The sequence below is a fragment of the Winogradskyella pelagia genome (assembly GCF_017581965.1).
Lineage (GTDB): Bacteria > Bacteroidota > Bacteroidia > Flavobacteriales > Flavobacteriaceae > Winogradskyella > Winogradskyella pelagia.
Map to the genome: position 1 here is coordinate 151,179 of NZ_JAGEVF010000001.1, position 26,713 is coordinate 177,891.

Below are 26,713 nucleotides of genomic sequence, written 5' to 3' on the forward strand. Positions count from 1 at the left end.
GCTTTATGTTATTTTCCGAAATTCTAGGCCAACAACATATTAAAAGTCATCTCACCACAAGCGTAGATAATGGCAGAATTGCGCATGCGCAATTATTTGTGGGGCCTGAAGGCTCTGGCACTCTTCCCATGGCATTAGCATATGCGCAATATATACTGTGCGGAAATAAAAACGGTGAAAATACAAGTGGTTTAGACACTTGCAATATAAAATTTAACTCCTTTTCCCATCCAGACCTTCATTTTGCTTTTCCAGTTACCATTAGTGGTAAAGTAAAAAGTAAGCCTATTTCTAATTATTATTTAGAAGAATGGCGACAACTCTTAGAACAGCAGCCTTATGGTAATTTATTTGACTGGTATAAACTTTTAGGTGTTGACAACAAACAAGGGCAAATTGGCGTAGACGAAGCCGCAGAAATCGTTAAATCTCTGTCTCTTAAGTCTTATGAGGGTGGTTATAAAGTAATGATTATTTGGATGGCCGAAAAAATGAATACCCAATGTGCTAATAAGCTTTTAAAACTCATTGAAGAACCTCCGCAGAAAACCATTTTCATTTTAATTGCCGAGAATGAGGAGCAAATAATCAATACCATCAAATCTAGATGTCAAATCCTAAATTTCCCACCTCTACCGGAAGAGGCTATTTCAGATGGTTTGGTGAAACAATATCATCTAGAACATGGTGTTGCCAAAAAAATTGCACATCAAGCCAACGGCAATTACAATAAAGCTTGCGATTTAGTATATCAAGATAGTGAAGATATTCAATTTGAAAAGTGGTTTGTCATATGGGTGCGCTCTGCCTTTAAAGCCAAAGGAAACAAAGCTGCTATACACGATTTGATTAGCTGGTCAGAAGAAATCGCAAAAACAGGGAGGGAAACCCAAAAAAAGTTTCTAAGCTTTTGTTTAAACTACTTTAGGCAAGCACTTCTATTGAATTACAAGGCTAACGAATTAGTTTATGTTGAACCCAAAACCAATAATTTTGAGCTCTCAAAATTTGCTCCATTTGTTCACGACACTAACATTATGGACATATCAAAAGAATTAGAGACAGCTATATACCATATAGAACGAAATGGCAACTCTAAGATTATTCTTACAGATTTATCCATTAAACTTACACGATTACTGCACAAAAAAAGCGAGTCGGACGTTTAGTTAAATCTAAACTTGACTTCAGTTATTATTCTTTTTCAGTTTCTGCTTTGCCATTAAGTTGTTCTAAAACAGCCTCGGTTATATCATTTGCTTCAGCACCATACATTACGCTACCGGCTTCATTGGCTCCAAAAATAAACGTATATCCATTAGATTTACCATAGTCTTTAACAAAGGCCTTAACCTCTTTAACAATAGTATCAAGGTTTTGCTGCCCTTCTTTCTGCAATTCTTTTTCTTCATTACTCAACTGAAAATCTTGCATTTGTTTTTTTTGGACTAAGGCTTGATATTCTTCCTCAGCTTTACTTTGATTCATTTTAGTGGCTCTTGATTGCCACAACTGGGCCTCTACCTGAATAGCTTGTTGAAGACTGTCTGCTTTTTTGTTAAATCCATCGATTTTTGCCTGAAATTTAAGTTCGAAATTTTTTTTCTTGTAATATTCATTAACAACTTTGCCATTATCTATAAATGCAATCTTTTCTTGTTGCTGGCAAGATGAAACCATTAAAAAAATACTAAGTGCAAAAATTAATCTATTCATTTTTTTTAATCTAAAATTCAATTGCAAATGTAAACAAGTATAGTTGTGTGGTACAAAAATTTTATGGTATTGACAAAATCTATTAAAAATTGAATAATCAATAAATCAACTCTATATATTTCGAATCGATTTTAAGCGTTTTTAAGCGCGTTTTATAAATCTACAGCACATGCTTTGGTTGCGTTTTCATACCGCCCTAAAAAAGTACTTAAATTAAGAATTAGTCTTTTTAAAGATATAAATTATAGAAGAATATTCTTTAGTTCTTCTAGACTTAAGATTTGACATGAAACCAATCCATAATGCTTTTATTGGATTCATCCTTCCGGTTTTATATTTTTCCGAAAGCAAACTCACATAAAACGCATCGAAGAGCATTGGTTGTTCTTTCTGTAATTTAAAACCATATGGCTTAAATATTTCTTTAATTGAAGATCTCGAAAAATGCCAAAGATGCCTTGGAACGTCATAAGCGGCCCAAAAATCTTTATAATGTTTAGCGTCATAACTATTAAAATTAGGCACCGCAATAATTAAATGACCATTTAGCGACAGGGCATTTTTAAAAATCTGCAAATGCTTTTGAAGATCTGGCAGATGTTCCAAAACGTGCCATAAGGTAATAGCATCAAACGAGCCAGATTCAAGGCTGGATAAATAGTTAACATCATACACGGTATTTTCAACCTTACTAGCGGCTATACTCTTAGCTTTTTCATTGGGTTCAACACCAGATACTATCCATCCATTTTTATGTGCAAATGCTATAAAGTCTCCTGTACCGCACCCGATATCTAAAAGCCTTTTACTTTTGGACGAAAGACTATTAAGCAATCTGAGCTTTCGTTTTAATGCAATTTTTCGAACGATGTGATATACAAATTCAAAAATATTGCGCTTGTGACTAGTATGAGAAATATAATCTTCACTTTTGTAATAATCAGCTAGTGATTGCTCTTTTGGTTGTGGCGATGTTATTAACATATCCAACTCATTATGACGCAATAAATCGAACTCCTCTCCTGATACAGAATGATCTTTAACCTTTAAAAAGATAGTGTCCTTTGTCATAAAAAGGGCTGTGAATAATTTGATTTGCGGGGTATACCAAAATTGTTCCACGTGGAACGTAATACTAATTATCGTCCTAAATAAACAAGTAAAACAGATATATCATTAGGTGATACGCCACTTATCCTTGATGCTTGCGAAATAGTTACAGGCTGTATTTCTGCTAATTTTTGCCTAGCCTCCATACTCATTGATTTGAGTTTTGAGTAATCAAAGTTCAAGGGTATTTTCACGTTCTCCAAACGATTTAATTTATCGGCATTATTCTTTTCTTTTTCAATATATCCCGCATATTTCACTTGAATTTCCGTCTGTTCTATAATCTCAGAATCTAAATTGTTTTGGTCCATATAAGACGCAACAGACTTAATTTTTTTCATATCCCTAATGGTAATGTTTGGTCTAGCATAAAGCTTAAACATCTTATCCTGTTGCTTTACGGGTGCAGATTTTTTTGACTCTAAAATTGGATTTACTTCTTCCGGAGTAACGCTCGTGTCTTTAAAGAATTCTACAAAAGCACGTGCTCTCGATTCTTTCTCCTCCATGCGCCTTAGTCGTTCTTTTGAGGCTATGCCAAGTTCATATCCTTTTGGGGTTAGTCTAAAATCAGCATTATCTTGCCTTAATAAAGTCCTATATTCTGCCCTTGACGTAAACATCCTGTACGGCTCTTCTGTTCCCTTTGTAATTAAATCATCAATCAACACACCTATGTAGGCCTCGTCTCGTTTAAGCATAAACGGTTCTTTTTCTGCGATCTTAAGGCTCGCATTTATCCCAGCCATCAGCCCCTGGGATGCTGCCTCTTCATATCCAGTTGTGCCATTTATCTGACCTGCAAAATAAAGACCTTGTACTAGTTTTGTTTCAAGCGTATGTTTTAATTGAGTAGGAGGAAAATAGTCGTATTCTATAGCATAACCAGGTCTAAAGAACTTAACTTGTTCAAAACCTCTTACCGAACGAAGTGCTTTGTACTGGACATCCTCTGGAAGTGATGTGCTAAAACCATTTACATATACCTCAACGGTATTCCAACCTTCTGGTTCAACAAATAACTGGTGCCTGTCTTTATCTGCAAAACGATTTATTTTATCCTCTATCGACGGGCAATACCGCGGACCTACGCTTTTTATCCTTCCGTTAAACATAGGTGAGCGATCAAAACCTTCTCGCAATAGCTCATGGACCTCTAGACTTGTATAGGTCATATGACAAGACCTTTGTTCCTCTAACGGTTTAGTTATATCTAGATATGAAAATTTTTCGGGCTGAGCGTCTCCAGGCTGTTCGATCATTTTTGAATAATCCAACGACCTACCGTCTACTCTAGGCGGCGTGCCTGTTTTCATTCTTCCAGCATCAAAGCCCAACTCAATAAGTTGCTCAGTAATACCAGTCGCGGCTCTTTCACCTGCTCTACCTCCTCCAAAATTCTTATCTCCAATATGAATGAGCCCATTTAGAAAAGTCCCATTGGTTAAAACAACCGACTTGGCTTTAACATCAATTCCCAAGGACGTCCTTACGCCAGCCACCTGATTTTTTTCAATCAAAAGACCTGAGACCATTTCTTGATAGAAATCAAGATTTTTAGTTTTCTCCAACATTAAGCGCCATTCCTCAGCAAAACGCATACGATCACTTTGAACCCTTGGACTCCACATTGCCGGTCCTTTAGACTTATTTAGCATTTTAAATTGAATAGCAGAATTGTCAGACACAATTCCGCTATACCCTCCTAACGCATCAATCTCTCTAATTATCTGACCCTTTGCAATTCCACCCATCGCTGGGTTACACGACATTTGAGCAATGTTTTGTAAATTCATAGTTATAAGCAGTGTCTTGCTACCCATATTCGCGGCAGCTGCGGCGGCTTCACTTCCGGCGTGGCCCCCTCCTACTACTATTACGTCATACACATCACTAAACATTATTATACCTTTTTTGTTCCACGTGGAACACTATCAAAATATATTCTTTATTCACCTTTCCTATAAGGCGTGCAAAGATAACACCTAACTCCCTAAAGAAGCAAACCTTGACAAATAGAAATCTTCCTTGCCTCTCATTATAGTCGCTTCTACAGTTGATTTATCCTTATAGCCACACAGATGCAATAATCCATGCACCATCACTCGAGCCATTTCTTCTTTAACGGAACATCTGTATGTGCCTGCGTTTTCAGTTACTCTTTCTACTGAAATATAAATATCACCATGTAACTTTTTTCCTACAGAATAATCGAAAGTTATAATATCTGTATATGTATCGTGATTAAGATATTCAATATTTATTTTGTGAAGATACTCATCGGTGCAAAAGACATAACTCAATTCTCCCTTTTCCCGATTCTCATTTAGTATAACATCATTCAGCCAATTAGACCATTCCGCCTCATCTACTAGATGAAATTCCATTTCGTAATTAAAACTAATCATTACTTCTCTTAAAATACTCCTGAATTTTCTTTTTCACATGATTCTGTAGGGGCAGCGGTTGACGATTTAAAATTTCTGTAGTATTAAAATATTTACGCGCATTCGACAATTTTGAGTTTTCCATTTGATCGAATTCCTTCGTAGTGGTCTCAGATTGTCTCTTAGAATCCTCACCCTGTAAGAATGTCGCGTTCTCAAGCTTAAGTAACTGATGCTGCACATCCATCATTTTTTGCAACGTTTGGTTGGTGAAACCGTAGTTTAGCAGGTCAGATTCAATATCTTCCATTTGCTTAATTAATTCACCAGCTGATTGTAACTTACCTTCCTTGGCTAATTTATCTTCCAAGGCCTGACGTAACTGCTGTTGTTTTTGATAAATCTTAAATAACTGAGCGTTTTGTTCTTCCTCACCACCTTCTCCATAGCCCTCATTTTCCATAGAGTCTTTACCGGCTTCTTGTCCCTCAACACCATTATTGCCAGACTTACCACTTTTCGCATTTTTACCCTTACCATCTGAAGATTTGCTGTTTCCCTCGTTCCCTGATTGACCGCTCTCACTACCTTGCCCTTCTTGACCTTTTTTACCGTCCTTACCACTTTCACCCTCTTTACCCTTTTCTCCCTTTTCTCCTTCTTGGCCATCTTTGCTTTTTTCACCTTCTTTACCCTCCTCACCTTTTTTCGCGCCTTCTTCAGCTTCTTTTCTAATTTCTTCTTGGGACTTAATAATATCTGGTAATTGCATACTTCCCTCCCCTTGACCCGGAGACGGATTCATTGACATTTCCATATTATCTAAAACATCGCTTAAAAAGCTAGCAAGTTCGTTACTAGCGGTTATGGCATATTGCTGTGCTGCTACACCTTGATATAAGCGGTTTTCAGCTAATAAATCTAAAGACTTGTCTATATTAAAATAAACATCTGTTATCTGTGAATTTACGCGTTCTGACAGTTTTGGTTGTCGCATAGAAAGTGCAAACAAACTATCATCGATATGCTCAAAATGCTCTCTTAAATTGCTTTGCTCAATGATATATTTGCCATATTTATTATTGTCTATATCGATAGACTCAAATGTGTCCATTAAATCTTCTTGATCAAATGAATACAGTAGCAGATTTTCTAAAATTTGACGAAGCATTTCTATATCTTCTCCCATTTGATCGCCCCCTCCACCGCCGCCAGACATCATTTGAGCTAACATTTCACTCATCTTTTTCATCTTCTTAGCGGCCTGTTTTTGTTTCTTCTTGGCTTTTTGTTGCTGCGCTTTCGATTCTTCGGAATCTTGTTTTTCTGTATTTGATTCTTGCTCTTCTAGCGCTTCCTTGGCTTCGTTCTGATCAAACTTTATTTCGTCTTCCAAGAATTCATCTCTCTGCACGTCCATAGGCTTCTGAAGGCGTCTATCTTCTTGCTTAAGTTCGTCTATGCTTTTTTGAATCTTCTCAAACTTCCTGTTCAACTCGTCTTGAGCTTTACTTGTGTTTTCTTTTTCCTTTTGAGACAGTGCCTCTTGTTCTTTTGACAATTGATCAAGCTCGTTAGAAATCTTTTCGGCTTTCTTCATTACATAAAATCGCTTGGTGAGCTCCAAAAGCTGTTTCATGCTACGTTGCTTATTCTTATTTTGTTTGGCTAATTCCTCTAATTTCTGGGCAAACTCTTCTTTATCAATTTTATCTTTGTACTCCTCGAGCTCCTTAAGCAACTCTTCGTCCTTCTTTAACTGTTCTTCATTCTCTTTAAGACGTTCCTTTAAATCTTCTTTAAATTGGTCTTTCTCCTCTTTGTCTTTTTGAAATTCATCAAGATTGTCTTGGAGCTTTTTATTAAAGTTTTTCATAAGCTGCTCTTGCTGTTTCTGCCGCTTCATAAACTCCTCAAAACGTTTTTTATCATTAAAATTTAGCTGATCTTTTTCCTTTTGGGTCTTTGAAAATTCTTCGAGCTTCTTGTCTTGCTCCTTTAATTTATCAAAAGTCTCGCTGATATCATTAATGGTTTTGTTCTGCTCTTGAAGTTGTTTTTGTTCTTGTTCTTTTTGTGTTCGTTTTCTATAATTGAATACGGTGCTTTTTGATCGCTTAAAGTTATGAAGAGCATCGTTATCAAACACTTCAAAATGCAATTGATAACTCTTTCCCTCGACTATATCTTGATTGTTGGGAAATACACTTACAAAGTCACTAAAATTTGATTTTCCAATTTCTATAGGTATATAGGTTTTCTTTTCTTCATTATCTGTTGGATAGTATACCAATTGCAATTTGCTTAAGCCATAATCATCACTAATCTGACCATAGAAATAAAGGCTTTCATCATCAAGACTGTCCTTTTTCATCTTAATGTTAAGCTCTGGATAAGCATCCTTTACAACGGCAATACTGTAGGCGAGATTTTCATAATCTTCTAGGTTTTTATTGCTCGTAGTTAAACTGTAGTTGAAATTAGAAAACAGTTGTCTTGAAGCCTCAAAAGCGCCTTTGCCCTTTGTAACAAAATCTAAGGTATCTATAGCATAAATAGTAACCCTATCCGTTGCTTTTGTCTTGGCTTTCCAGACTACTCGAGTGCCCTCTGGAACTGTTGCAGAGCCAGAACTTTTAACCACCTCATCCTGCTTTTTGGTATAAACTGGATAATCTAAAAACATTTCGAAATTTACAATATTCGGTGTGTTCATAACCTCCAATTCGTAGGTCCTGGACCTCACTTCATTTGCTGTCAACACAAATTCCGTTGTATTCTTAGGCACCTGAAACTCATACTGAAACCTACCTCCTCCGAGTGCTTGAAGAAAATATGTTTGATTATTATACTCTATTTGGACGGTTTCTGGAACGAGACTACCAACAGTTGTGACCTTCAGAAGATAATCTTTGCCCTCTATGGCATTTAAAGATTCATTATTAACAAAAAACTGAAATGGAGCGGGTGGTTCGTACGCCGTTTGATAATTTACCACGCGCTCATAGCTATCACTAAACCACTCAATTTTTCCCGATACCCAAGAAAATAGCAGTATAGCCAATGGTATAGCCGCATATTTCAAATACTTTATATTGGACTTAAAGCTAATGGCCGAAGAAAAAGGTACTGGGCTGAGCTCTCTAGATTTCTGCTCTATACTTGCAAGCAAGAGCTCTGATTGTTTTGGGCTTTGACTTAACTGTAAAATATTTAAAAGCTTATCACTCACCTCTGGAAAATGACGCCCTATTAACCCTGAAGCTTTTTTGTAATCAATACCTTTTCTCAACTTAAACAAATGGAGCAAAGGCGAGAGAATAAATCTTATAAATAATGCAATCTCTACGAAAACAATGCACCAAAAGAGAATTGTTCTTGCTGTTGGACTTAGCCAAAGCACATACTCAACAAATAAAGTCAACAAAAAATAAAGCAGGCCAATTGCAAAAAATAAAATGGTGCCTTTAAGTAGTCCATTGGCATAATATTTTTTAATGAACTGCTCTAATTTGTTTATTATGTGTTTGTAGTCTCCCATACCTTATTACAACTGACTAATCTACAATTTTATTTTTATTGCCAATTGCTTAAATTTGGTAAGATTCTGTTAATTCGATAGTTGAGTTTGTTAATATTCAACCTAACGCCAATGAAAGACTTTAAATACTTAGCGGCATTTTCAATACCATTAATGGCTTTAATTGGGCTTTACCTCAAGGGGCATTGGGTTTGGGCAACACCAATCTACACCTTTGTATGCATTCCGGTTTTAGAGGTGCTTTTCCCGATTGATAACACCAACTTAGAACAAGATGAAGTTGAAAGTAAATTAAAACGAAAGGTTTTTGACTGGTTGCTCTATCTCAACTTGCCAATAGTGTACGGTATTTTAATGTATGGCCTTTACAGCGTTGGAAATCATAATCTTAGAATTTATGAATTAATTGGGTTAATCTTCTCTACGGGAATTGTTTTAGGTGTGAACGGCATTAATGTTGGACACGAGCTTGGGCACAGGCAAAACACAAATGAACGGTTTATTGGCAAGGCATTGCTCCTACCCTCGTTTTATATGCATTTTTATATAGAACACAATCACGGTCATCATTTACATGCGGCTACGCCTGAAGACCCTGCTACGGCTAGGTTTAATCAAAGTGTATATTCATTTTGGTTTACTTCTACAACTCGGCAGTATTTTAATGCTTGGCGCATTCAGAAGACACTGTTAAAAAGAAATAATCATCGTTTCGTTTCCATCAACAATGATATGCTTTGGTATTCGGTTTTACATATTTGTTATGCTTTCGTGGTATTTGTAATCTTTGGCAAGACCGCTCTTCTATTTGCCATCTTAGCCGGTATCTCTGGTTTTGTGCTTTTAGAAACGGTTAACTATATCGAACATTATGGCTTGTTACGTCATAAGACAAAGTCTGGTCGCTATGAGCGTGTTAAGGAAATGCACTCTTGGAACTCTAACCATGTTATCGGGCGCATAGTGCTTTACGAATTAACTAGGCACAGCGATCATCATTTCAAATCCTCTAAAAAATATCAAATATTAGACTGCCACGATCAAAGTCCTCAAATGCCTTTTGGTTATCCTACCTCAATGGTACTTTCTCTAATTCCACCTTTGTGGTTTAGAATTATGAATAAGCGCGTACCCAAGGCAATGATATTATCTTAAACGCCCTTTTCTTTGTTCTGTGTATTAAGCAAGCTATCTTTGCGGTCTAAATTATAATCCATGTCAAAACATGTGCGTGTGCGCTTTGCGCCAAGCCCAACCGGCCCATTACATATTGGCGGAGTAAGAACTGCGCTTTTCAACTATTTATTTGCAAAAAAACATGGTGGCGATTTTGTGCTCCGAATTGAAGACACAGACCAAAATAGGTACATTGAAGGCGCTGAGGACTATATTATTGAATCATTGAATTGGTGCGGAATCCCGTTTGATGAAGGTCCTGCAAAAAATGATAAGTTTGGACCGTACAGACAAAGTGAGCGCCAAGAACTTTACAAAACATACGCTGATAAACTCATTGAAGACGGCAAAGCTTATTTTGCTTTTGATACACCAGACCAACTAGATGCGCACAGAAAACAACATGAAGCTGAAGGTAAAACCTTTATTTACAATTGGCACAATAGGGAAAAAGGTAGATTAATAAACTCATTGGTTTTATCTAAGGAAGAAACCGATGCTAAAATTGCCGCAGGAGACCATTTTGTGGTCCGTTTCAAATCTCCAAAAGACCAAACTGTTTCTTTAACAGATATTGTAAGGGGCGAGATTAAAATAGACACCAATACTTTAGATGATAAAATTCTGTTTAAAAGCGATGGCATGCCAACCTATCACTTGGCCAATATAGTAGATGATCATTTAATGGAAATATCTCACGTTATAAGAGGTGAAGAATGGCTGCCTTCTTTGGCGTTACACAAACTTTTATACGATGCTTTGGATTGGAAAGCGCCAGAGTTTGCCCACTTACCGCTTATTTTAAACCCGACTGGAAAAGGAAAATTAAGCAAGCGCCACGCATCAAAACTTGGTATTCCGGTTTTTCCGTTAGAGTGGGTCAATCCAGAAACAAAGGAAGTTTCCTTAGGTTTTAGAGAAGAAGGATATTTTCCCGAGGCTGTTATTAACTTTTTAGCGTTTCTTGGCTGGAATCCAGGGACCGAACAAGAGCTTTATAATATAGAACAGCTTATCAAAGATTTCGATCTAGACAAAGTTCAAAAGGGTGGTGCGCGTTTTGACCCGGACAAAACCAAATGGTTTAATCATCATTACATGCAGCAGCAATTAGATATAGAATTAGCTCATACCTTTAAAAGTCTTAGGCCGGAGCTGAAAGACATTGACATTAACTATGTTGCTTTAATTATTGGTTTAATAAAGGAACGTGCAACTTTTGTTAGCGAATTTTGGGATTTAAGCCATTACTTCTTTATTGCACCAGATAACTACGAAGAGAAAGCTTCTAAAAAGGCCATTAAGCCAGACACAATTGAGTATATGCAAAAGGCTATAGAACTTATAGCTGCCACACGCGAATTCACGGTAGAAAACCTACAAGCAAAAATTAAGGACTGGATTACAGAACACAATATTGGCTTTGGTAAGGTAATGATGCCGTTACGACTAGCTTTGGTTGGAGCTTTACGGGGTCCAGACGTATTTGAGATTATGTTTATGATTGGTAAAAATGAAACCTTAAAACGTATCGAATCCTTTATTGGAAAGCTACCATCTTAACTTTAGCGCGAAAATAGGTTGAAGAAATTAGTTATCTAAAATATTAAGAGCGCTGTCAAGGTCAGCATAGATTGATTACCCTTGAATTTACTAGTATTACTGCCTACATTGAGATTTTTATCATTAAGCCTAGCCAAAATATTGGTAAATCCGTAAATGTACTGTCCTCGCAATGAGAATCTTCCCAATCCTGCTGACAGACCAACAGCACCATTGATATTAAATCTTGAAATATCTGTTATATCCTCAGCTAATAAGTTGTTAAACCCTGAGATGACGTAAGCCTCCTTCTCTTGGTCTTTAAGTTCTAACTCACCGTTGTACTGTACCATTGGCCCAGCATCTAGGGTTAGATTATTTCCTATTAATTTGGCGTGAAACAAAAAGGAGGCCTGTACAGTTAGCAATTTATATTCTACAAATTCATCTAAAGTAGAGGCTAATGGTCTTGCGCTAATGTCTATATTGTTTTCAGACATTTGAATGTTATAGCTTACATTGTACCATTTATGAGGTATATTCACCCAGGCCGTTAAGCCACCTAAATATCCTGTATTCGATTTTGTTTTAAAATTATCTGTGAGAAGGTCAAATTGAGTTACGCCGCCTTGAATTCCAATACCGTTTCTAATGGTATAGCGCTTGTGTTGCGAAAACCCGAGTGTAACATAACATAGGGTGATGACTACTAATATAGTGTGTTTAATGTTTTTCATCTCAATTTAGGGCTGATTACAACAAACCTAATAAAAAGAATTAATATTACTTACATTTATAAACGTATTCAAATAGCATAAATTTTTAACTATGGACAATTTTTTACTGATTCCAATTATCTTTATAGGACTTGTTGTTCTAATTTCTTCATTCTTTATTGTTAAACAACAAACTGCTGCAATAATTGAGCGTTTTGGTCGATTTCAAAGCATTCGTCAGTCTGGTTTACAAATGAAAATCCCCTTGGTAGACCGTATTGCGGGTCGGTTGAGTTTAAAGATTCAACAATTAGACGTTCTTATTGAGACCAAAACCCTTGACGACGTTTTTGTTAAAATAAAAGTATCTGTGCAGTTTGTTGTCTTAAGGGCTCAAGTTTATGATGCGTTCTATAAATTAGAAAATCCGCACGACCAGATTACGTCTTTCGTTTTCGATGTTGTTAGGGCCGAGGTTCCTAAAATGAAATTAGATGATGTCTTTGTTAAAAAAGACGATATCGCTATTGCGGTAAAGCGGGAATTACAAGAGTATATGTCTGAGTATGGATATGATATTATTAAAACCCTAGTAACGGACATTGATCCAGATTCTCAAGTAAAGGCTGCTATGAACAGAATTAATGCCTCAGAACGCGAAAAAATCGCGGCGCAGTTTGAAGGTGATGCTGCCCGAATCCTTATCGTTGAAAAAGCTAAGGCAGAAGCAGAAAGTAAGCGTCTCCAAGGTCAGGGCATAGCAGACCAACGTCGTGAGATTGCTAGAGGTTTGGAAGAGTCAGTTGAGGTCTTAAATAAAGTAGGAATTAATTCTCAAGAGGCATCTGCTCTAATTGTTGTGACCCAACATTACGATACTTTACAGTCCATAGGCGGAGAAACCAATAGCAACTTAATCTTGTTACCTAATTCTCCTCAAGCTGGTAGCAATATGCTCAATGATATGGTAGCTAGCTTTACAGCAAGCAACCAGATTGGCGAAGCCATGAAAAATGCTAAAACTAAAAAGGGCTAGTAAATATAAAGGCGGCTCAAATTTAGCCGCCTTGTTTCAAATAATTTAAACTTACAAGCCACACAAAATTGCACCCATAACAGTAGTTGTTAGAATCCAATATCCTGAATTTACCAAAATATATTGTGCGCTTTTACGCTCAAATAAAGCTACGGTACCAATTATAGGAAGCGCACCAAGTACGCCAAAAATACCACCATGTAAGGCGCCATGTTTAAAGGTCCTATAGGCATTTCCATAATCGCCCATAAACGCCTCAAAGGAGGGTTTGGCTAATTCTGGCTCCACCCCTATCATACCAAAAGCACCAAATTGATGATTTGTAAATTGCATTAGCAATACTGCTAATAGTGCTGAAAATACAAGGGCAAGACCAAAAATAATTCCGATTTTACCTGTTTTCATTTTCTCTTCCGTCATACCAGAAGCACGCATCCAAACATTGCCAAAGCCTATGTTAGGATTATACCAAACAGCTCCAATTACTAGAGCCGCGACCGCAGCAATTGGGATTGCTATAGGATTAATAGGTAATTCCATGGTTATATTGATTTTAGTTAGTGTTAGAAAGGTACAAAAAAACCTCTAAGTGTTAACCTTGAGGTGTATTCAATAGTTATCCGTTAATTTTAAATGGTTTTAGCTTCTGCTACTAACAGTTCGTTTTTATCCTCAAGTGCTTTTTGAATAAACGCCTCTATGTTTTTGTTACGCTCTAAACCATTTTTAAGCAACTCTCTAAGCGTAATAAGAACGGCGATACGTGTACCCGCTTTTTTTACCGCAGTGCCGAATAAAGGCTCTATTTCTTCATATGAGACATTCTGAGCGAGATTTGAAATCTCTGATTTAACTTTCGCCTGCTTTTCTTCAGGTAGGTTAGTATACTTTTTACCCAATTGTTGAATAATACTTATGGCAGAGCGTTTTTGTTGAGGCTTATTTTGCCTAATATTTTGACCCTGTTTATTTTGATTTGATTTTTGGGTCGTATTTTTTGATTGCTTTACCCAGCTATCACGCAATCCTACGGTTTTATTAAATACCAATGCACCAGATTTTGAATCTTTATCAACTATAAAATATCCTATGCGCTGAAACTGAAAGCGTTCACCTGGTTTAGCCGTCGCTAATCCTGGCTCCAAATACCCAGTCTTAATTGTAAGAGAGTTTGGGTTTAAAAACTCCATAAAGTCCTTACCCTTGTCAGAATCGGGAGCTTCATGCATAAATAAACGGTCGTATTCGCGAATTTCAGCCGAAATAGCGTGCCTCACGGAAACCCAATGCAAGGTACCCTTAACCTTTTTATCTGTATTGGTGTCGTAAGTACAGTGTATTTCCTGTACAACACCATTCTCATCCTTGACGACATCATTAGCCTTGATGATATAGGCATTTTTTAAACGCACCTCCCCTTCTAGCTGTAATCTAAAGAACTTACTGCCTGCTGCTTCCTTAAAATCTTCACGCTCAATAAACAGCTCATTTGAAAAAGGTACTTTCCTATGGCCTGCACTTTCGTCCTCTTGGTTATTCTCAGCCTCTAACCACTCTTCTTTATCTTCAGGATAATTAGTTATAATAACTTTTACAGGGTCTAATACAGCCATAACCCTATTTGCTTTTTTATTTAAATCTTCGCGGATACAAAACTCCAATAAGGACACATCGATAACATTCTCACGCTTGGCAACGCCCACTTTTTCTATAAATTTCCTTATGGATGTTGGTGTATAACCTCGTCGTCTTAAGCCAGATATTGTTGGCATACGCGGATCGTCCCATCCATTTACAATCCCCTCTTCAACTAAGCGCAATAATTTGCGCTTGCTCATTATAGTATAGCTTAAATTTAACCGTGCAAACTCTCGTTGTTTTGGCGGTAATGGCAAATAGTCTTTACTGTAGTGATAAACATTGTCTCTAAACCAATTATATAGTTTTCTGTGTGGTTTAAATTCTAAAGAGCACAAAGAGTGGGATATTTGCTCAATATAATCGCTCTCACCATGCGTCCAATCGTACATCGGATAAATACACCAATCATTACCTGTTCTATGGTGATGCGCATACATAATGCGATACATAATAGGATCTCGCATTAGCATATTAGGATCTTCCATATCAATTTTTGCACGTAATACATGCTCGCCAGCATGGAATTCACCCGCCTTCATTCTACGAAATAAATCCAAGTTCTCTTCAACAGGTCGATTTCTGTAAGGACTATTTTTTCCTGGCTCTTTAGGTGTTCCCTTCTGCTCTGCTATTGCTTCAGATGTTTGGCTGTCAACATAAGCCTTTCCGTCTTTAATAAGCATTACGGCCCAATCATAAAGCTTTTGAAAATAATCAGAAGAGTAGAGCTCATCTTCCCAATGATAGCCCAACCATTTAATATCGCGCTTTATAGCATCTACATATTCTTGTTCTTCTTTTGAGGGGTTGGTGTCATCGAAACGCAAATTCACCGGAGCACCATACTTCTCCCCTAGACCAAAACTTATTCCAATGGCCTTCATATGGCCAATATGTAGATAACCATTAGGTTCTGGCGGAAAGCGAAAACGCAACTTTTCTTTTGGCATTCCATTGGCCAAATCCTCTTCAATTATATGCTCAATAAAATTGAGTGATTTTATTTCTTCTGACATTGATTACAATTAAATAAACCTCGTTACTGATGTAAGGCCTGAAAGTGACACAAAATTAAGGAAAATGTAACGTTTATAAACTATTCCAGACCTATAGAATAGATAAATCAAAAACTTAAATATAATGAACTATAGATGTCCTAAGTGTAATAATACAACATATGAAATAGACCAAATGCAAGCCACGGGCGGAACTTTCACCAAATTGTTTAACATTCAGAATAAAAAATTTACTTCTGTAACTTGTAAAAAGTGCACTTACACCGAGTTCTTTAAGTCTAGCACAAGCACTATTGGTAATATATTTGACTTTTTTACAAATTAGTTCTTAAGCATCAATCGCTTTTGCGATTTAATTTATTTTCCTTTTTAATCGCTTAAAAAATGCGCTTATAGGTTTATTTTTGCACCATGGGAATTATAAAAGTAGAAAACATCCGTATTTATGCTCATCACGGCTGCTTAAAAGAAGAAACCCTTATCGGTAGCGATTACAGGGTAGATCTTAAGGTCAAAGTTGATTTGACAAAATCTGCAGAAACAGACACCTTAGGTGACACTGTGGATTATGTGTTTCTAAATAAAGTGGTGCGACAAGAAATGGCGAAACCATCAAAACTACTTGAAACTGTTGCACAACGTATATTGACTCGTATTTTCAAGGAAGATAAAATGGTTGAAAAAGCTACAATTGCCGTTAGTAAACTCAACCCACCGATTGGTGGTGATGTAGAAATGGTTACCATCGAAATGACACAAAAGCGAAAATAGGCCCCTTAATGGTGTAAAACTTTAAATATTTATATATTTGCTCACGCTAAATAAGGCGTCTTGGCCGAGTGGCTAGGCAAAGGTCTGCAAAACCTTGTACAGCGGTTCGAATCCGCTAGACGCCTCAAAAAATCCTCAACTACTGTTGGGGATTTTTAATTTATTGGATTAACCTTGTCTATTTGTTCTTTACTTTTTTCATAAAGCTCTGGAAACAAGCCTTGTGATAAAAGTAAAACACCAAACCCAAGTATAACTAAAGCAATAACCTTTTTAGTCTTAAATACACGTCTTGGTGTTAATTTACTTTTAAGTCTTTTGGCGGCGGCTATTTTTATAAGGTCAGTGATGAAATAAGTCACTAACATTGTGCAGATAAAAACGAGGGTGCCGTTTTCTGAAGTGGTCAACGAAGTGCCAATAACAATAAAACCAAGCCAACCTAGCAATACGCCTATATTGATAAAGTTTAGCAGAAAACCCTTTACAAATAATTTGCCGTAATCTTTTTTGGGCAAAGTGATGCGCTGATGCTCCCTAACTATAGACCGAAACGATTTAGAGGTCTGAATGAAGGAGATAATGCCATATACCACCAACAAGACTCCTCCAAAAATCAAAAAATTAGGATCATCTTTAATCTTTTCTATTAATTTATTGGTGCTGTAAAACGCTAAAAGAATGAAGATTATATCGGCAAGGATAACACCAAGGTCAAAAATAATAGCACTTTTAAAGCCTTTGGTAGCTCCTGTCTCTAATAAAACAAAAAACACAGGACCAATTGTAAAGGCCAATATGATACCGAAGGGAATAGCCGTTAAAATATCATCTAACATGGAAGACTAGTGTTTCCACAAAAATAAAAAATATGAAAGGATTTTACATGCGCTTTATGCGACCGCCGAATACTCGACTTTCATCAATCTTTTGAGGATTTCCATAAATATATACGTCACCTCCTGCCCTAATTCTGATAACAGCTAATTCTGAAGCGTTTATATAGGCCTCTCCTGCGGCATTAATACTAACCTCAGTTTTTTCAGTAACCATGTCTTTGGCATTATATATACCACCAGTATAAATAGAAATATCTTGATTTTTTGAGATGCCTGAGGTGTTTATTATACCACCTGTAACAGCTCTTAGATTTGCATATTTAGTATTTAGTTGAGCGGTTATCTCTCCACCTTCTTGGACCTTAAGGTCTATTTCAAATTGGTCTATAACGTCCGCAACTTCAATTTTAGCACCTTCATTTGCATCTATAACATCGACGGAGGTATAGTGAAGCACAACTACTGTATCGCTACCGGTATAGATTTCCTCGAGATTCATTCTAATTTTAAGTTTCCCATTTTTATTCAACACCTCAACTTCATTTCGGTTATTACCTGTTATTACAACTTTATTAACATCAGATTTAATCATCTTAACTTTAATTAAGTCATAAACTTTTACGGTATTAAATTCGCCCACCGTTTTTTCGAAAGTGTCCTGGGCTGAAGCAAACCCGATAATTAAAAGTGTAAATGAAAGTAATATGGATTTCATAACGTTTTGTTTTGTTAGAATGATGTCAATTTTTTTAAATTGTTACAGTTTGTCTACTTTACTCGGTACATTTTTTTACTAAATAACCACTTCAAATAAATTTCTTTCTCCGACTGTTTGACAATTATTGAACGCCTAGGAGACAAAACAACAGCAACAACAGCAGATATCGCTCCTAAAACACCAGAGCTTTCAATAGTTAAAAAACGGCCCACAATTAACCTGCACGTGGCAAAAATTACAAAAAATATTAGAAACGATATTAGAATGGCTTTTGTGTTTGCTGACATAATTTAGAGTGCTACTTTTACTGCGGTACCAGTGACAGATACCATGGCATAATTACCTGTTGTTAGTTCAATTTCTACCTTAATTCCAACTACTGCGTTGGCATTAAGCTGTTTGGCATTTTCCCTAAGGCGTTGAAAAGCTTGTTCTTTGGTAGAATCTACACTATTTTGAATTCTTTTAATGTATTTAGACACGCTAAATCCCATAGCCATGACTTCATCATGTACAGCTACACCAGTTACAATACCCAAATAATCAACGATATTGTAGCCCTCAATGGAATTTGTGGTTGTTAGTATCATAGTGATTTATGTTTTAAATAGGCTTCCCATAATTGATGTGGATTGTGTACAGATAATTCAATACTGCCGCAGGAACCACAGATATTTGCTTGGAGCTGCCCTTTTTCAAATTTATTAAAGAAAATATTATCCGTTGTTTTTATATGAATGGATAAATCTCTCATTTGATTCATGTGCCCATAGTCTACAATTCTTACTTCTGGGATTATCTTATTTGAACCACATTTGTGGCAAGAATTAGTATCCATAATTATTAACTTTTAAATGTTAGAAGCTCAGAACACAATTTTGTTACACCGTTATGTCCATTTATGCTTCAGGCTTACCAACCATATAAAAATCAAGATGTTTTTTCACTAAATCTGTATTCTTAACCTTAACTATAACCTCATCGCCGAGCTGGTACATGGTCTTGGCCTTTCTGCCAATCATGGCGTAATGGTCTTGATCAAACTCGTAATGGTCGTCCTTCATATCTCTCACACTTACCATACCTTCACACTTATTGGCTACTATTTCTACGTAAATTCCCCAATCTGTAACACCAGAAATAACACCTAAAAAATCGTCATCTTGATGATCTTGCATAAAGCGAATCTGCATGTATTTAATAGAGTCGCGCTCAGCTTTTGTTGCTAGATATTCCATATTACTGGAATGCTTGCAGCGTTCCTCATAAAGCTCCTCATTTGCCGACTTACCACCATCGAGATAATGCTGTAAAAGACGATGTGCCATTACATCTGGATAACGCCGTATAGGAGAGGTAAAATGACTGTAATACTCAAAGGCCAAACCGTAATGTCCAATATTATGTGTGGTATATTCTGCCTTAGACATGGTGCGTATAGTAAGGGTGTCTACTAAATTTTGTTCTTTTTTACCTACAACATCAGACAGCAATTTATTTAAAGAAGATGCCACACTATTGCGATCTTTAAAATTTAATTTGTGTCCAAATCGACCTACCACCGTTTGCAACTGTGCTAATTTAGACTCGTCTGGCTCATCGTGTACACGATACACGAAGGTTTTTTTTGGTTTTTGTTTCCCAATAAACTCTGACACCTTTCTATTAGCCAATAACATAAACTCTTCAATAAGTTTGTTGGCATCCTTGCTGGTTTTAAAGAAAACACCTACTGGATTGGCGTCGCTGTCTAAATCGAATTTAACCTCTACCTTATCAAATGAAATAGCACCTTCTCGCATGCGTTTGGAGCGCATTTTTTTTGCCAATCGATCCAATATCACAACAGCTTCTGCTATTTCTGGTTTGGTATTGTATTGTTTCTCTGTTAGGGAAACTTCTTTTGGTATAGAGGTGTTTAATTGAGAAGCTTGCACTGCACCTAGTGTTGCTTTAGGATTATTTTCTATGATGGCCTGGGCCTCTTCATAGGCGAAGCGCGCATCCGAGTAAGTTACCGTTCTACCGAACCATTCGTTTTTAATCTCACATTTATCGTTCATTTGAAACACCGCAGAAAAGGTATACTTTTCTTCACGTGGTCGTAAGGAACAAGCACCGTTAGAAAGTCGCTCTGGTAACATAGGCACCACACGATCCACTAAATAAATAGAAGTAGCCCGCTCATAGGCTTCCTCATCTAAAACTGTGTCTGGTTTTACGTAATGAGATACGTCTGCGATATGTATACCTATTTCGTAAATCCCATTTCTTAAAACGGTAAACGATAAGGCGTCATCAAAATCCTTAGCATCCTTAGGGTCTATGGTAAAGGTTAAATCCTTACGCATATCTCGACGTTTAGCAATTTCTTCTGGTTTTATTGAAATATCTATGTTATTAGCATAAGTTTCTACCTCTTGAGGAAACTCCAATGGTAAGCCATATTCAGCCATAATAGAGTTAATCTCAGTCCCATGTTCTCCTGGTTTACCAAGTACTTTAATAACTTTTCCGTTTGGTGAATCTGACTTTTCTGGCCAATCTTCCAATGATACTAATACTTTGTCACCATCCTCTGCTTTATTAGTTTTGTTCATAGGTACAAAAATATCGGTGTACATTTTGGTATTATCGGCTACGACAAAGGCAAAATTCTTTTTTGAGTGAATCTGTATGGTCCCAACATACTCGGATTTGGCGCGTTTAATAACCCTAGTGATTTCACCTTCTTGTTTACCACGATGCTTTCTGCGGTATGCATAAAACTCTACTTCGTCTCCGTCTAAAGCTTTGTTAATGTTATTAGAGGCAACAAAGATATCGTCTTCAAAATCGTCAGAAATGATATAGCCGTTACCCCTGGCACTCATATCTAATATACCAGTAAAATATTCTGTGTTTACAACAGCTTTAAATTTACCACGCTCTACCTCCTCAATGTCGCCCTTTGCCTTTAATTGGTGGAGTTTTTTAATTATTTGATTGCGACTACTAGCATCGTCAAATCCAAGCTTAGAGGCAATTTGTTTATAGTTAAAGGCTTTATTTCGTTCTTTTTTTAGAATACCAAGTATAGTATTGGTAAGGTTGGAAATCTTATTTTTTCTAGACTTCCTTTTTTTCTTTCTTGTCATTTAATTTGTAATCATATTCACTTCCCAAAGGTGTTAGGAATTCTTCTTTTAAAACTTAATACAAATAGTGAAGTGCATATTAAGTTATTACAAAGCTAAGGTATTAATATTTAATTAAGTTGAGTGAAGGTCAAATAAACAGAAAGCCAATTTTGAACTTATCAACACATATATACATATTATCATTTTTCTTTTAAAATATTAAAAAATAAATAATTATGATTATAGGGTGTTAATAGGTAGTATAACTTTATGCAGTTTTATTTTGGAATTTTGTAGTTGACATTTTGTTATTAACTAATGAACATAAAAAGTATAGTCAACTTATTTAAAATGAGAATAGTCTTAATTATTATAAACAACTGTTGATAACAGTAAAACACATAATTTATGAATATAATTTTAACTTTTAATGGTTAATTACTCAACTTTTAGGTTTAATAAGTTACTAGAAATTATAGCTTAAATTATTTGGTCAGTCTATTACAATACTGCTTTGTAAATTTTATTCAATTATCAAATATTTTTTTGTGATTACTTGTAAACAGTTATGAACATGTAATACCTAATATTATTAACCACGATGTATTAATTTGTAACTTTGTCTTTTAAACTATTAAAATGCATTATGACTATATCAATTGGTAACGACCATGCAGGTCCAGATTATAAAAAAGCAATTGTTGAACACCTTGAATCTAAAGGGATAACAGTGCAAAACTACGGTACAGATTCTCTTGACAGCGTAGATTATCCAGATTTTGTACATCCTGTAGCTAAAGATGTTAACGATGCTAAAGTAGATTTCGGAATTTTAATCTGTGGAAGTGCCAACGGTGTTGCCATGACGGCTAATAAATACCAAAATGTAAGAGCTGGTGTATGTTGGATGAATGAGATTACAGAATTAACACGTCAGCACAACAACGCAAATATTATTTGCATACCTGCGCGCTACACCTCGCTACCTCAAGCTATCAAAATGGTAGACACATTTTTAAACACAGCTTTTGAAGGTGGACGTCATCAAAACCGCGTTAATAAAATACCAATGTCTTGCTAAACTTCGCATAGCATGGGACACGCGCACGAACATCATCATGACCATCAAAATCTTAGTGGGCGTAATCTCTTAATTTCTATTGTACTTAATATTCTTATCACCGTAGCTCAAGTTATTGGTGGTATTTGGTCTGGGAGTTTAGCCCTACTTAGTGATGCACTCCATAATTTTAGTGATGTTTTATCTTTAGTTATTAGTTACATTGCCAATGTATTAGTTAAGCGAAAAGCCTCTCTAAAACGCACATTTGGTTATAAACGTGCTGAAATTTTAGCAGCTTTTATCAATGCCAGTACATTAGTTATTGTTGCTATTCTTTTAATTATTGAAGCTGTTGAGCGTTTTCAAAATCCACAAGAAATAAAATCGAATCTTGTCATCTGGTTATCTGTTATTGCCATTCTTGGAAATGGTTTTAGTGTGTTGTTATTAAAAGGAAACGCCAGTGATAATATGAATATGAAAAGTGCCTATCTCCACTTGCTTACAGATATGATGGCAAGTGTTGCTGTATTAATAGGTGGTTTACTTATGAAATATTATCAGATTTGGTGGATAGATAGTGTACTCACTTTTGCTATAGCGGTGTATTTAATTATTATGGGTTGGGATTTATTAAAGAATTCTACCAAAGTGTTGCTGTTGTTTACACCTCAATCGGTACCAATTAAATCTATTGTTTCTGATATTCAGAATATTGAATTGGTAAAAAATGTGCACCATGTGCATGTTTGGCAACTCAATGAAGATGAGATTCATTTAGAAGCACATATAGATTTTACTGAAGATATTCAATTATCTACATTTGATACTATTTTAAACACTATTGAAGCTATTGTGAAGGAGAAATATCATATCAACCATATAAACATTCAACCAGAATTTGGTAAATGCGATGCCAAGGATGTGATTGTCCAAGATTAATAAATAAAGCATATGCTAAACATAGTAACAAAATCTTTTAATGAGCTGAATACTGATGAGCTTTATAAATTATTACAATTACGTAGTGAAGTATTTGTGGTTGAGCAAGACTGCGTCTATCAAGATATTGATGATAAAGACCAAAGAGCGCTTCATATCCTAGGATTTAAGGATGGAAGTTTAGTAGCATATACACGCGTGTTTAAACCTGGTGATTATTTTAATGAAGCCAGTATTGGTAGGGTAGTGGTGGAGGAGAACGAACGCAATCATTCCTATGGTTATGCTATTATGAAAGCTTCAATTGAAGCCATAAAGAACAAATTTAAAACTTTAGATATTAGGATTTCAGCGCAAACTTATTTGACTAAGTTTTATAATAATCTAGGTTTTTATAAAGTAGGAGAGGAGTACCTAGAAGATGGTATTCCGCATATAAATATGCTTTTGCATTAATTAGCAGATTTATCAATTCTAGTCACTAAAATTTCTACGCGCCGATCGAGTTCTGGCGCCCCACCAAGCGGGAATTTTCTGCGTTGACCGACATATCTCATACGTATACGTTTAACTCCTTTCTTAGCTAGATAATCATAGACATATTTAGCCCTGGCAACGGATAAATTACGGATTTTGGTTTTGCGATCAATAGCATCTCGTGTGCCGTGTGTGCAACACACGTGGCCTTCAATGGTAAAATGAACATCTGGTCTTTGGGCAAGAATTTTAGCAATTTTATCTAGTACCTTCTCCGAGTCTTTGGTTAAATAACTATAACCAGTCCTAAAGTATATATTTTCAAGTTGTATCTTATCACCTTCTTTTAGCTCCCCTTTAAGTAAATCCTCGGTACTTTCTTTTTCTGGTAACTTTTCTTTCTTTCTTGGTGGATCGTAGGGTTGAACTATTATTTCTACTTTTCTATTAAGTCCTCTAATCTTGTAAACATCTTGATCGGCCACTATATTTAAAAGAATTTCACCTTTACCATCAACGTTGGTTATTAAGGTTTCATCAAATTCGTTATTAGAGAAAACTTCTTTAATAGCATCCGCGCGCTGTTGCGAAAGGACCATGTTGTAGCTATCACTACCGCGATCATCACAAAAACCGTAAATAGATATTTTTTTTACATCTAAATTTTCAATTTCCGAAAGAAATAACAAGAGTCTGCTGTGTTCGGTTTCGGGAATATCAAACTCATCGGTGAGAAAATACACCTGATGCTTCATTTCTTTTTGTGCGAGCACAAATTGAAAACTAAATAGTAAAAAAACGATTAGGGACTTCATGTTTTTCTATGTTTTCTTAATATTAAATATAAGCAATTATAGGCGTTATCTCAAAATACTAGCGTATTGTGTAGGATTATTCAGCACACTTAAAGCTTTAATAATATCTGGATTTTTAATGGTGTAATATTTATATAGTCCCTCACTGTAGAAGTAGCGTTTTATAATTTCATCAGTGAGCAAAGACTCCAATTGCGATTTGTTTTCGTCGATAGCATTTGATTTATAAGACTGAATTGCAGCTGTTAAGTTATGGTAATCAGAGTTAATCACATTATCCAGTTCTTCTTCTTCGGCAACAGCCATGGCATTATTTAATGCTTTTTCGGTTTTAGTCTCAAAATTAAAACCAGAGGATTTTAAGAAGGTTTTAAACGATTTGTAATCTTTGTCGGAAAATTCAAAATTTTCAAATTCAGTTACCATATTTTTATAATAATACTCTGTAGCAAAGTTAAAAATTAGATTCTCGCCGACAATCGCTTTGCTAATGGTTGTTAGCTTTGAGTTTTCAATTTCAATATCTGGTTCAACACCGCCTCCATCAAACACCTCACGGCCATTTTTGGTTTTAAAGACGTTATAATTTTCTTTTTTTACGCGAGTTGCTTTTCCATTTTCATCCCTATTCCAATAATCTAGTGCTTGTATACAGCGTCCAGACGGTGTATAATACCTAGAAATTGTAATCTTCATCTGTGTGCCGTAGGTGAGTGGTTTAGGACGTTGAACTAATCCTTTACCAAAACTTCTAGACCCTACGATTACGGCTCTGTCCATATCTTGTAGTGCACCGGAAACGATTTCACTAGCTGAAGCACTTCTTCCGTCAATAAGTACCACTAAGGGAATCTCAGTATCAACGGGTTCTTTTCTGGTGTAATATGTTTTATTGTATTTTTTAACTTTAGATTTTGTTGTTACCACCAATTCATTTTTAGGGACAAAGATGTTGGTAACATTAACGGCCTCTGAAAGTAAGCCTCCAGGATTACCCCGTAAATCCAATATCATCTGCGTAGCGCCCTGGTTTTTTAAAGCTCTCATTGCTCTAATAGTCTCGGAGGATGCTTTTGCATTAAATTTTCTCAGAACTACATAACCCGTTTTATCATCAATCATAGAATAGTGTGGTACGGCTTTAATATCTAAGGATTCTCTAATAATATTTACTGTCTTAACCTCTCCTTGTCGTTTATAGGTTACACTTACCTCTGTCCCGGCTGCACCCTGTAATAGGTTTGCCGCATCATCTTTAAAATCAGCCACAGTGACATTGCCCACTTTAATAATTTCATCGCCGGCTTTTAAACCCGCCTTGTCAGCAGCGTAATCCTTATAGGGTTCAACAATTACAAGTCTATCTTTTAAAGTAAGTACTCTTGCTCCAATACCTGTATAGTCGCCAGCATTGTTAATTCGAGAAGCTTCAACATCCTGTTCGTTGTAAAATTGCGTATATGGATCTAAATCAGACAGCATACTTTTAATTGCTGTATCCATTAAATCTCCAGGATTGGTATCGTCAACATAATTCATGTTGAGCTCTTTGAACATGGTAGTGAAAATTTCAATCTGCTTGGCAATTTCAAAGAAGTCGTTTTTAAATGCCGTTGTGCTATAAAAGATGACTAGCGCAACAACGGGAATGACTAGTTTTTTATGGGGTTTTAGTTTCATTTTGAGCTGTTTTTTTTGCAAATTTTTCAAGAAGTACCGTCATAGCATTATGTAATGCTTCAAAAGTTGTGCCTTCTTTGCTAATGTATAAAATCATAAACGCATAAGATGTTGAACTATTGTTAAAGTATATCGGCTTACTAAGTCTAAAGGCTTCTCGCGTCAAACGTTTTATACGGTTCCTAGCTACAGCGGTTTTGTGTAGGCGCTTACTCACTGAAAAACCTACTTTAATCCTAGCATCATCATCATTTTTTAAATACACTAGGCGTAATGGAAAAGCTGTAACAGATTTACCCTCATTAAACAACCTATCGATAGTAGTTTTACTTTTTAGTTTGTTTGATTTGCCTAGTTTATATCTCATACACTGCGCGAGTAAGAACGGTAAATGTAATACATATCGCA

26 protein-coding genes and 1 tRNA gene are annotated in these 26,713 nt (G+C 36.0%); 11 read left to right on the plus strand and 16 right to left on the minus strand.

Going from position 1 to position 26,713, the window contains the following annotated elements:
- Positions 1-5: 5 nt before the first annotated feature.
- On the plus strand, positions 6-1,169 hold the full coding sequence (locus J4050_RS00705) for a DNA polymerase III subunit (RefSeq protein WP_208152020.1): 1,164 nt from the start codon (positions 6-8) through the stop codon (positions 1,167-1,169).
- 25 nt (positions 1,170-1,194) lie between these two features.
- Here the strand turns inward: J4050_RS00705 and J4050_RS00710 are convergent, their stop codons facing one another.
- The 5 genes from J4050_RS00710 to J4050_RS00730 form a co-directional block, all read right to left on the minus strand.
- Complete coding sequence (locus J4050_RS00710; protein WP_208152021.1) at positions 1,195-1,716, minus strand: OmpH/Skp family outer membrane protein; 522 nt, start codon at positions 1,714-1,716, stop codon at positions 1,195-1,197.
- A 213-nt stretch (positions 1,717-1,929) separates the two neighbouring features.
- On the minus strand, positions 1,930-2,787 hold the full coding sequence (locus tag J4050_RS00715) for a class I SAM-dependent methyltransferase (protein ID WP_208152022.1): 858 nt from the start codon (positions 2,785-2,787) through the stop codon (positions 1,930-1,932).
- A 68-nt stretch (positions 2,788-2,855) separates the two neighbouring features.
- A complete protein-coding gene (gene mnmG / locus J4050_RS00720) occupies positions 2,856-4,727 on the minus strand; it encodes a tRNA uridine-5-carboxymethylaminomethyl(34) synthesis enzyme MnmG (protein ID WP_208152023.1) in 1,872 nt (623 codons plus the stop codon).
- Positions 4,728-4,811: 84 nt separating this feature from the next.
- Entirely contained in the window at positions 4,812-5,234 is a 423-nt protein-coding gene (ybeY, locus tag J4050_RS00725) for an rRNA maturation RNase YbeY (RefSeq protein ID WP_208152024.1), read from the minus strand.
- Entirely contained in the window at positions 5,227-8,754 is a 3,528-nt protein-coding gene (locus tag J4050_RS00730) for a coiled-coil domain-containing protein (protein WP_208152025.1), read from the minus strand. Before J4050_RS00730 ends, ybeY begins: the two co-directional genes overlap by 8 nt.
- A gap of 111 nt (positions 8,755-8,865) precedes the next feature.
- Here J4050_RS00730 and J4050_RS00735 point away from each other — a divergent pair, with 111 nt between their 5' ends.
- Together J4050_RS00735 and gltX are read left to right on the plus strand one after the other, a co-directional pair.
- A complete protein-coding gene (locus tag J4050_RS00735) occupies positions 8,866-9,909 on the plus strand; it encodes an alkane 1-monooxygenase (protein ID WP_208152026.1) in 1,044 nt (347 codons plus the stop codon).
- 60 nt (positions 9,910-9,969) lie between these two features.
- Positions 9,970-11,493, plus strand: coding sequence for a glutamate--tRNA ligase (gene gltX, locus J4050_RS00740; RefSeq protein WP_208152027.1), 1,524 nt, complete (start codon positions 9,970-9,972; stop codon positions 11,491-11,493).
- A gap of 35 nt (positions 11,494-11,528) precedes the next feature.
- Here gltX and J4050_RS00745 read toward each other — a convergent pair whose 3' ends face one another.
- Positions 11,529-12,209 (minus strand): hypothetical protein, encoded by a 681-nt coding sequence (locus J4050_RS00745; RefSeq protein WP_208152028.1) that lies wholly within the window; start codon positions 12,207-12,209, stop codon positions 11,529-11,531.
- A gap of 91 nt (positions 12,210-12,300) precedes the next feature.
- Here J4050_RS00745 and J4050_RS00750 point away from each other — a divergent pair, with 91 nt between their 5' ends.
- Entirely contained in the window at positions 12,301-13,224 is a 924-nt protein-coding gene (locus J4050_RS00750) for an SPFH domain-containing protein (RefSeq protein WP_208152029.1), read from the plus strand.
- 51 nt (positions 13,225-13,275) lie between these two features.
- Here J4050_RS00750 and J4050_RS00755 read toward each other — a convergent pair whose 3' ends face one another.
- A complete protein-coding gene (locus tag J4050_RS00755; RefSeq protein WP_208152030.1) occupies positions 13,276-13,764 on the minus strand; it encodes a DUF1761 domain-containing protein in 489 nt (162 codons plus the stop codon).
- 89 nt (positions 13,765-13,853) lie between these two features.
- A complete protein-coding gene (locus J4050_RS00760; RefSeq protein ID WP_208152031.1) occupies positions 13,854-15,881 on the minus strand; it encodes a glutamine--tRNA ligase/YqeY domain fusion protein in 2,028 nt (675 codons plus the stop codon).
- Between the two features lie 124 nt (positions 15,882-16,005).
- On the opposite strand from J4050_RS00760, the gene J4050_RS00765 reads away from it, so the two are divergent.
- The 3 genes from J4050_RS00765 to J4050_RS00775 all read left to right on the plus strand — a co-directional run bounded on the left by J4050_RS00765 (position 16,006) and on the right by J4050_RS00775 (position 16,777).
- Entirely contained in the window at positions 16,006-16,206 is a 201-nt protein-coding gene (locus J4050_RS00765; protein WP_208152032.1) for a zinc ribbon domain-containing protein, read from the plus strand.
- Positions 16,207-16,292: 86 nt separating this feature from the next.
- Positions 16,293-16,652, plus strand: a complete 360-nt coding sequence (gene folB, locus J4050_RS00770) for a dihydroneopterin aldolase (protein WP_208152033.1) — start codon at positions 16,293-16,295, stop codon at positions 16,650-16,652.
- A 54-nt stretch (positions 16,653-16,706) separates the two neighbouring features.
- A tRNA-Cys gene (locus tag J4050_RS00775) sits at positions 16,707-16,777 on the plus strand.
- Positions 16,778-16,807: 30 nt separating this feature from the next.
- Here J4050_RS00775 and J4050_RS00780 read toward each other — a convergent pair.
- Entirely contained in the window at positions 16,808-17,491 is a 684-nt protein-coding gene (locus J4050_RS00780; RefSeq protein WP_208152034.1) for a LysE family translocator, read from the minus strand.
- Between the two features lie 43 nt (positions 17,492-17,534).
- Positions 17,535-18,206 carry a head GIN domain-containing protein gene (locus J4050_RS00785; RefSeq protein WP_208152035.1) on the minus strand — a complete coding sequence of 224 codons (672 nt, stop codon included), beginning with the start codon at positions 18,204-18,206 and terminating at the stop codon, positions 17,535-17,537.
- Between the two features lie 117 nt (positions 18,207-18,323).
- On the opposite strand from J4050_RS00785, the gene J4050_RS00790 reads away from it, so the two are divergent.
- Positions 18,324-18,503, plus strand: coding sequence for a hypothetical protein (locus tag J4050_RS00790; RefSeq protein WP_208152036.1), 180 nt, complete (start codon positions 18,324-18,326; stop codon positions 18,501-18,503).
- Here J4050_RS00790 and J4050_RS00795 read toward each other — a convergent pair.
- The 3 genes from J4050_RS00795 to J4050_RS00805 all read right to left on the minus strand — a co-directional run bounded on the left by J4050_RS00795 (position 18,500) and on the right by J4050_RS00805 (position 21,346).
- Complete coding sequence (locus J4050_RS00795; RefSeq protein ID WP_208152037.1) at positions 18,500-18,799, minus strand: YbjQ family protein; 300 nt, start codon at positions 18,797-18,799, stop codon at positions 18,500-18,502. The two genes, J4050_RS00790 and J4050_RS00795, sit on opposite strands and share 4 nt — an antisense overlap.
- Positions 18,796-19,047 carry a hypothetical protein gene (locus J4050_RS00800; protein ID WP_208152038.1) on the minus strand — a complete coding sequence of 84 codons (252 nt, stop codon included), beginning with the start codon at positions 19,045-19,047 and terminating at the stop codon, positions 18,796-18,798. Before J4050_RS00800 ends, J4050_RS00795 begins: the two co-directional genes overlap by 4 nt.
- Before the next feature lie 61 nt (positions 19,048-19,108).
- Positions 19,109-21,346: a ribonuclease R family protein gene (locus J4050_RS00805; RefSeq protein ID WP_208152039.1), complete on the minus strand. Its 2,238-nt coding sequence runs from the start codon at positions 21,344-21,346 to the stop codon at positions 19,109-19,111.
- Positions 21,347-21,974: 628 nt separating this feature from the next.
- Between J4050_RS00805 and rpiB the strand changes: the two genes are divergently transcribed.
- Genes rpiB through J4050_RS00820 form a run of 3 tightly spaced genes read left to right on the plus strand, consistent with a single transcriptional unit; the run spans position 21,975 to position 23,789 of the window.
- Positions 21,975-22,409 carry a ribose 5-phosphate isomerase B gene (gene rpiB / locus J4050_RS00810; protein WP_208152040.1) on the plus strand — a complete coding sequence of 145 codons (435 nt, stop codon included), beginning with the start codon at positions 21,975-21,977 and terminating at the stop codon, positions 22,407-22,409.
- 12 nt (positions 22,410-22,421) lie between these two features.
- Positions 22,422-23,333 carry a cation diffusion facilitator family transporter gene (locus J4050_RS00815; protein WP_208152041.1) on the plus strand — a complete coding sequence of 304 codons (912 nt, stop codon included), beginning with the start codon at positions 22,422-22,424 and terminating at the stop codon, positions 23,331-23,333.
- Positions 23,334-23,345: 12 nt separating this feature from the next.
- Positions 23,346-23,789 carry a GNAT family N-acetyltransferase gene (locus tag J4050_RS00820; RefSeq protein WP_208152042.1) on the plus strand — a complete coding sequence of 148 codons (444 nt, stop codon included), beginning with the start codon at positions 23,346-23,348 and terminating at the stop codon, positions 23,787-23,789.
- On the opposite strand, the gene J4050_RS00825 is transcribed toward J4050_RS00820, so the two are convergent.
- From J4050_RS00825 to rnpA, 3 genes are read right to left on the minus strand one after another with little or no spacing between them, the layout of a single operon-like run.
- Positions 23,786-24,625, minus strand: coding sequence for an OmpA family protein (locus tag J4050_RS00825; protein WP_208152043.1), 840 nt, complete (start codon positions 24,623-24,625; stop codon positions 23,786-23,788). The genes J4050_RS00820 and J4050_RS00825 overlap by 4 nt on opposite strands.
- Before the next feature lie 45 nt (positions 24,626-24,670).
- Entirely contained in the window at positions 24,671-26,305 is a 1,635-nt protein-coding gene (locus tag J4050_RS00830; protein WP_208152044.1) for a S41 family peptidase, read from the minus strand.
- Positions 26,286-26,672: a ribonuclease P protein component gene (gene rnpA, locus J4050_RS00835; RefSeq protein ID WP_208152045.1), complete on the minus strand. Its 387-nt coding sequence runs from the start codon at positions 26,670-26,672 to the stop codon at positions 26,286-26,288. Before rnpA ends, J4050_RS00830 begins: the two co-directional genes overlap by 20 nt.
- Positions 26,673-26,713: the final 41 nt, after the last annotated feature.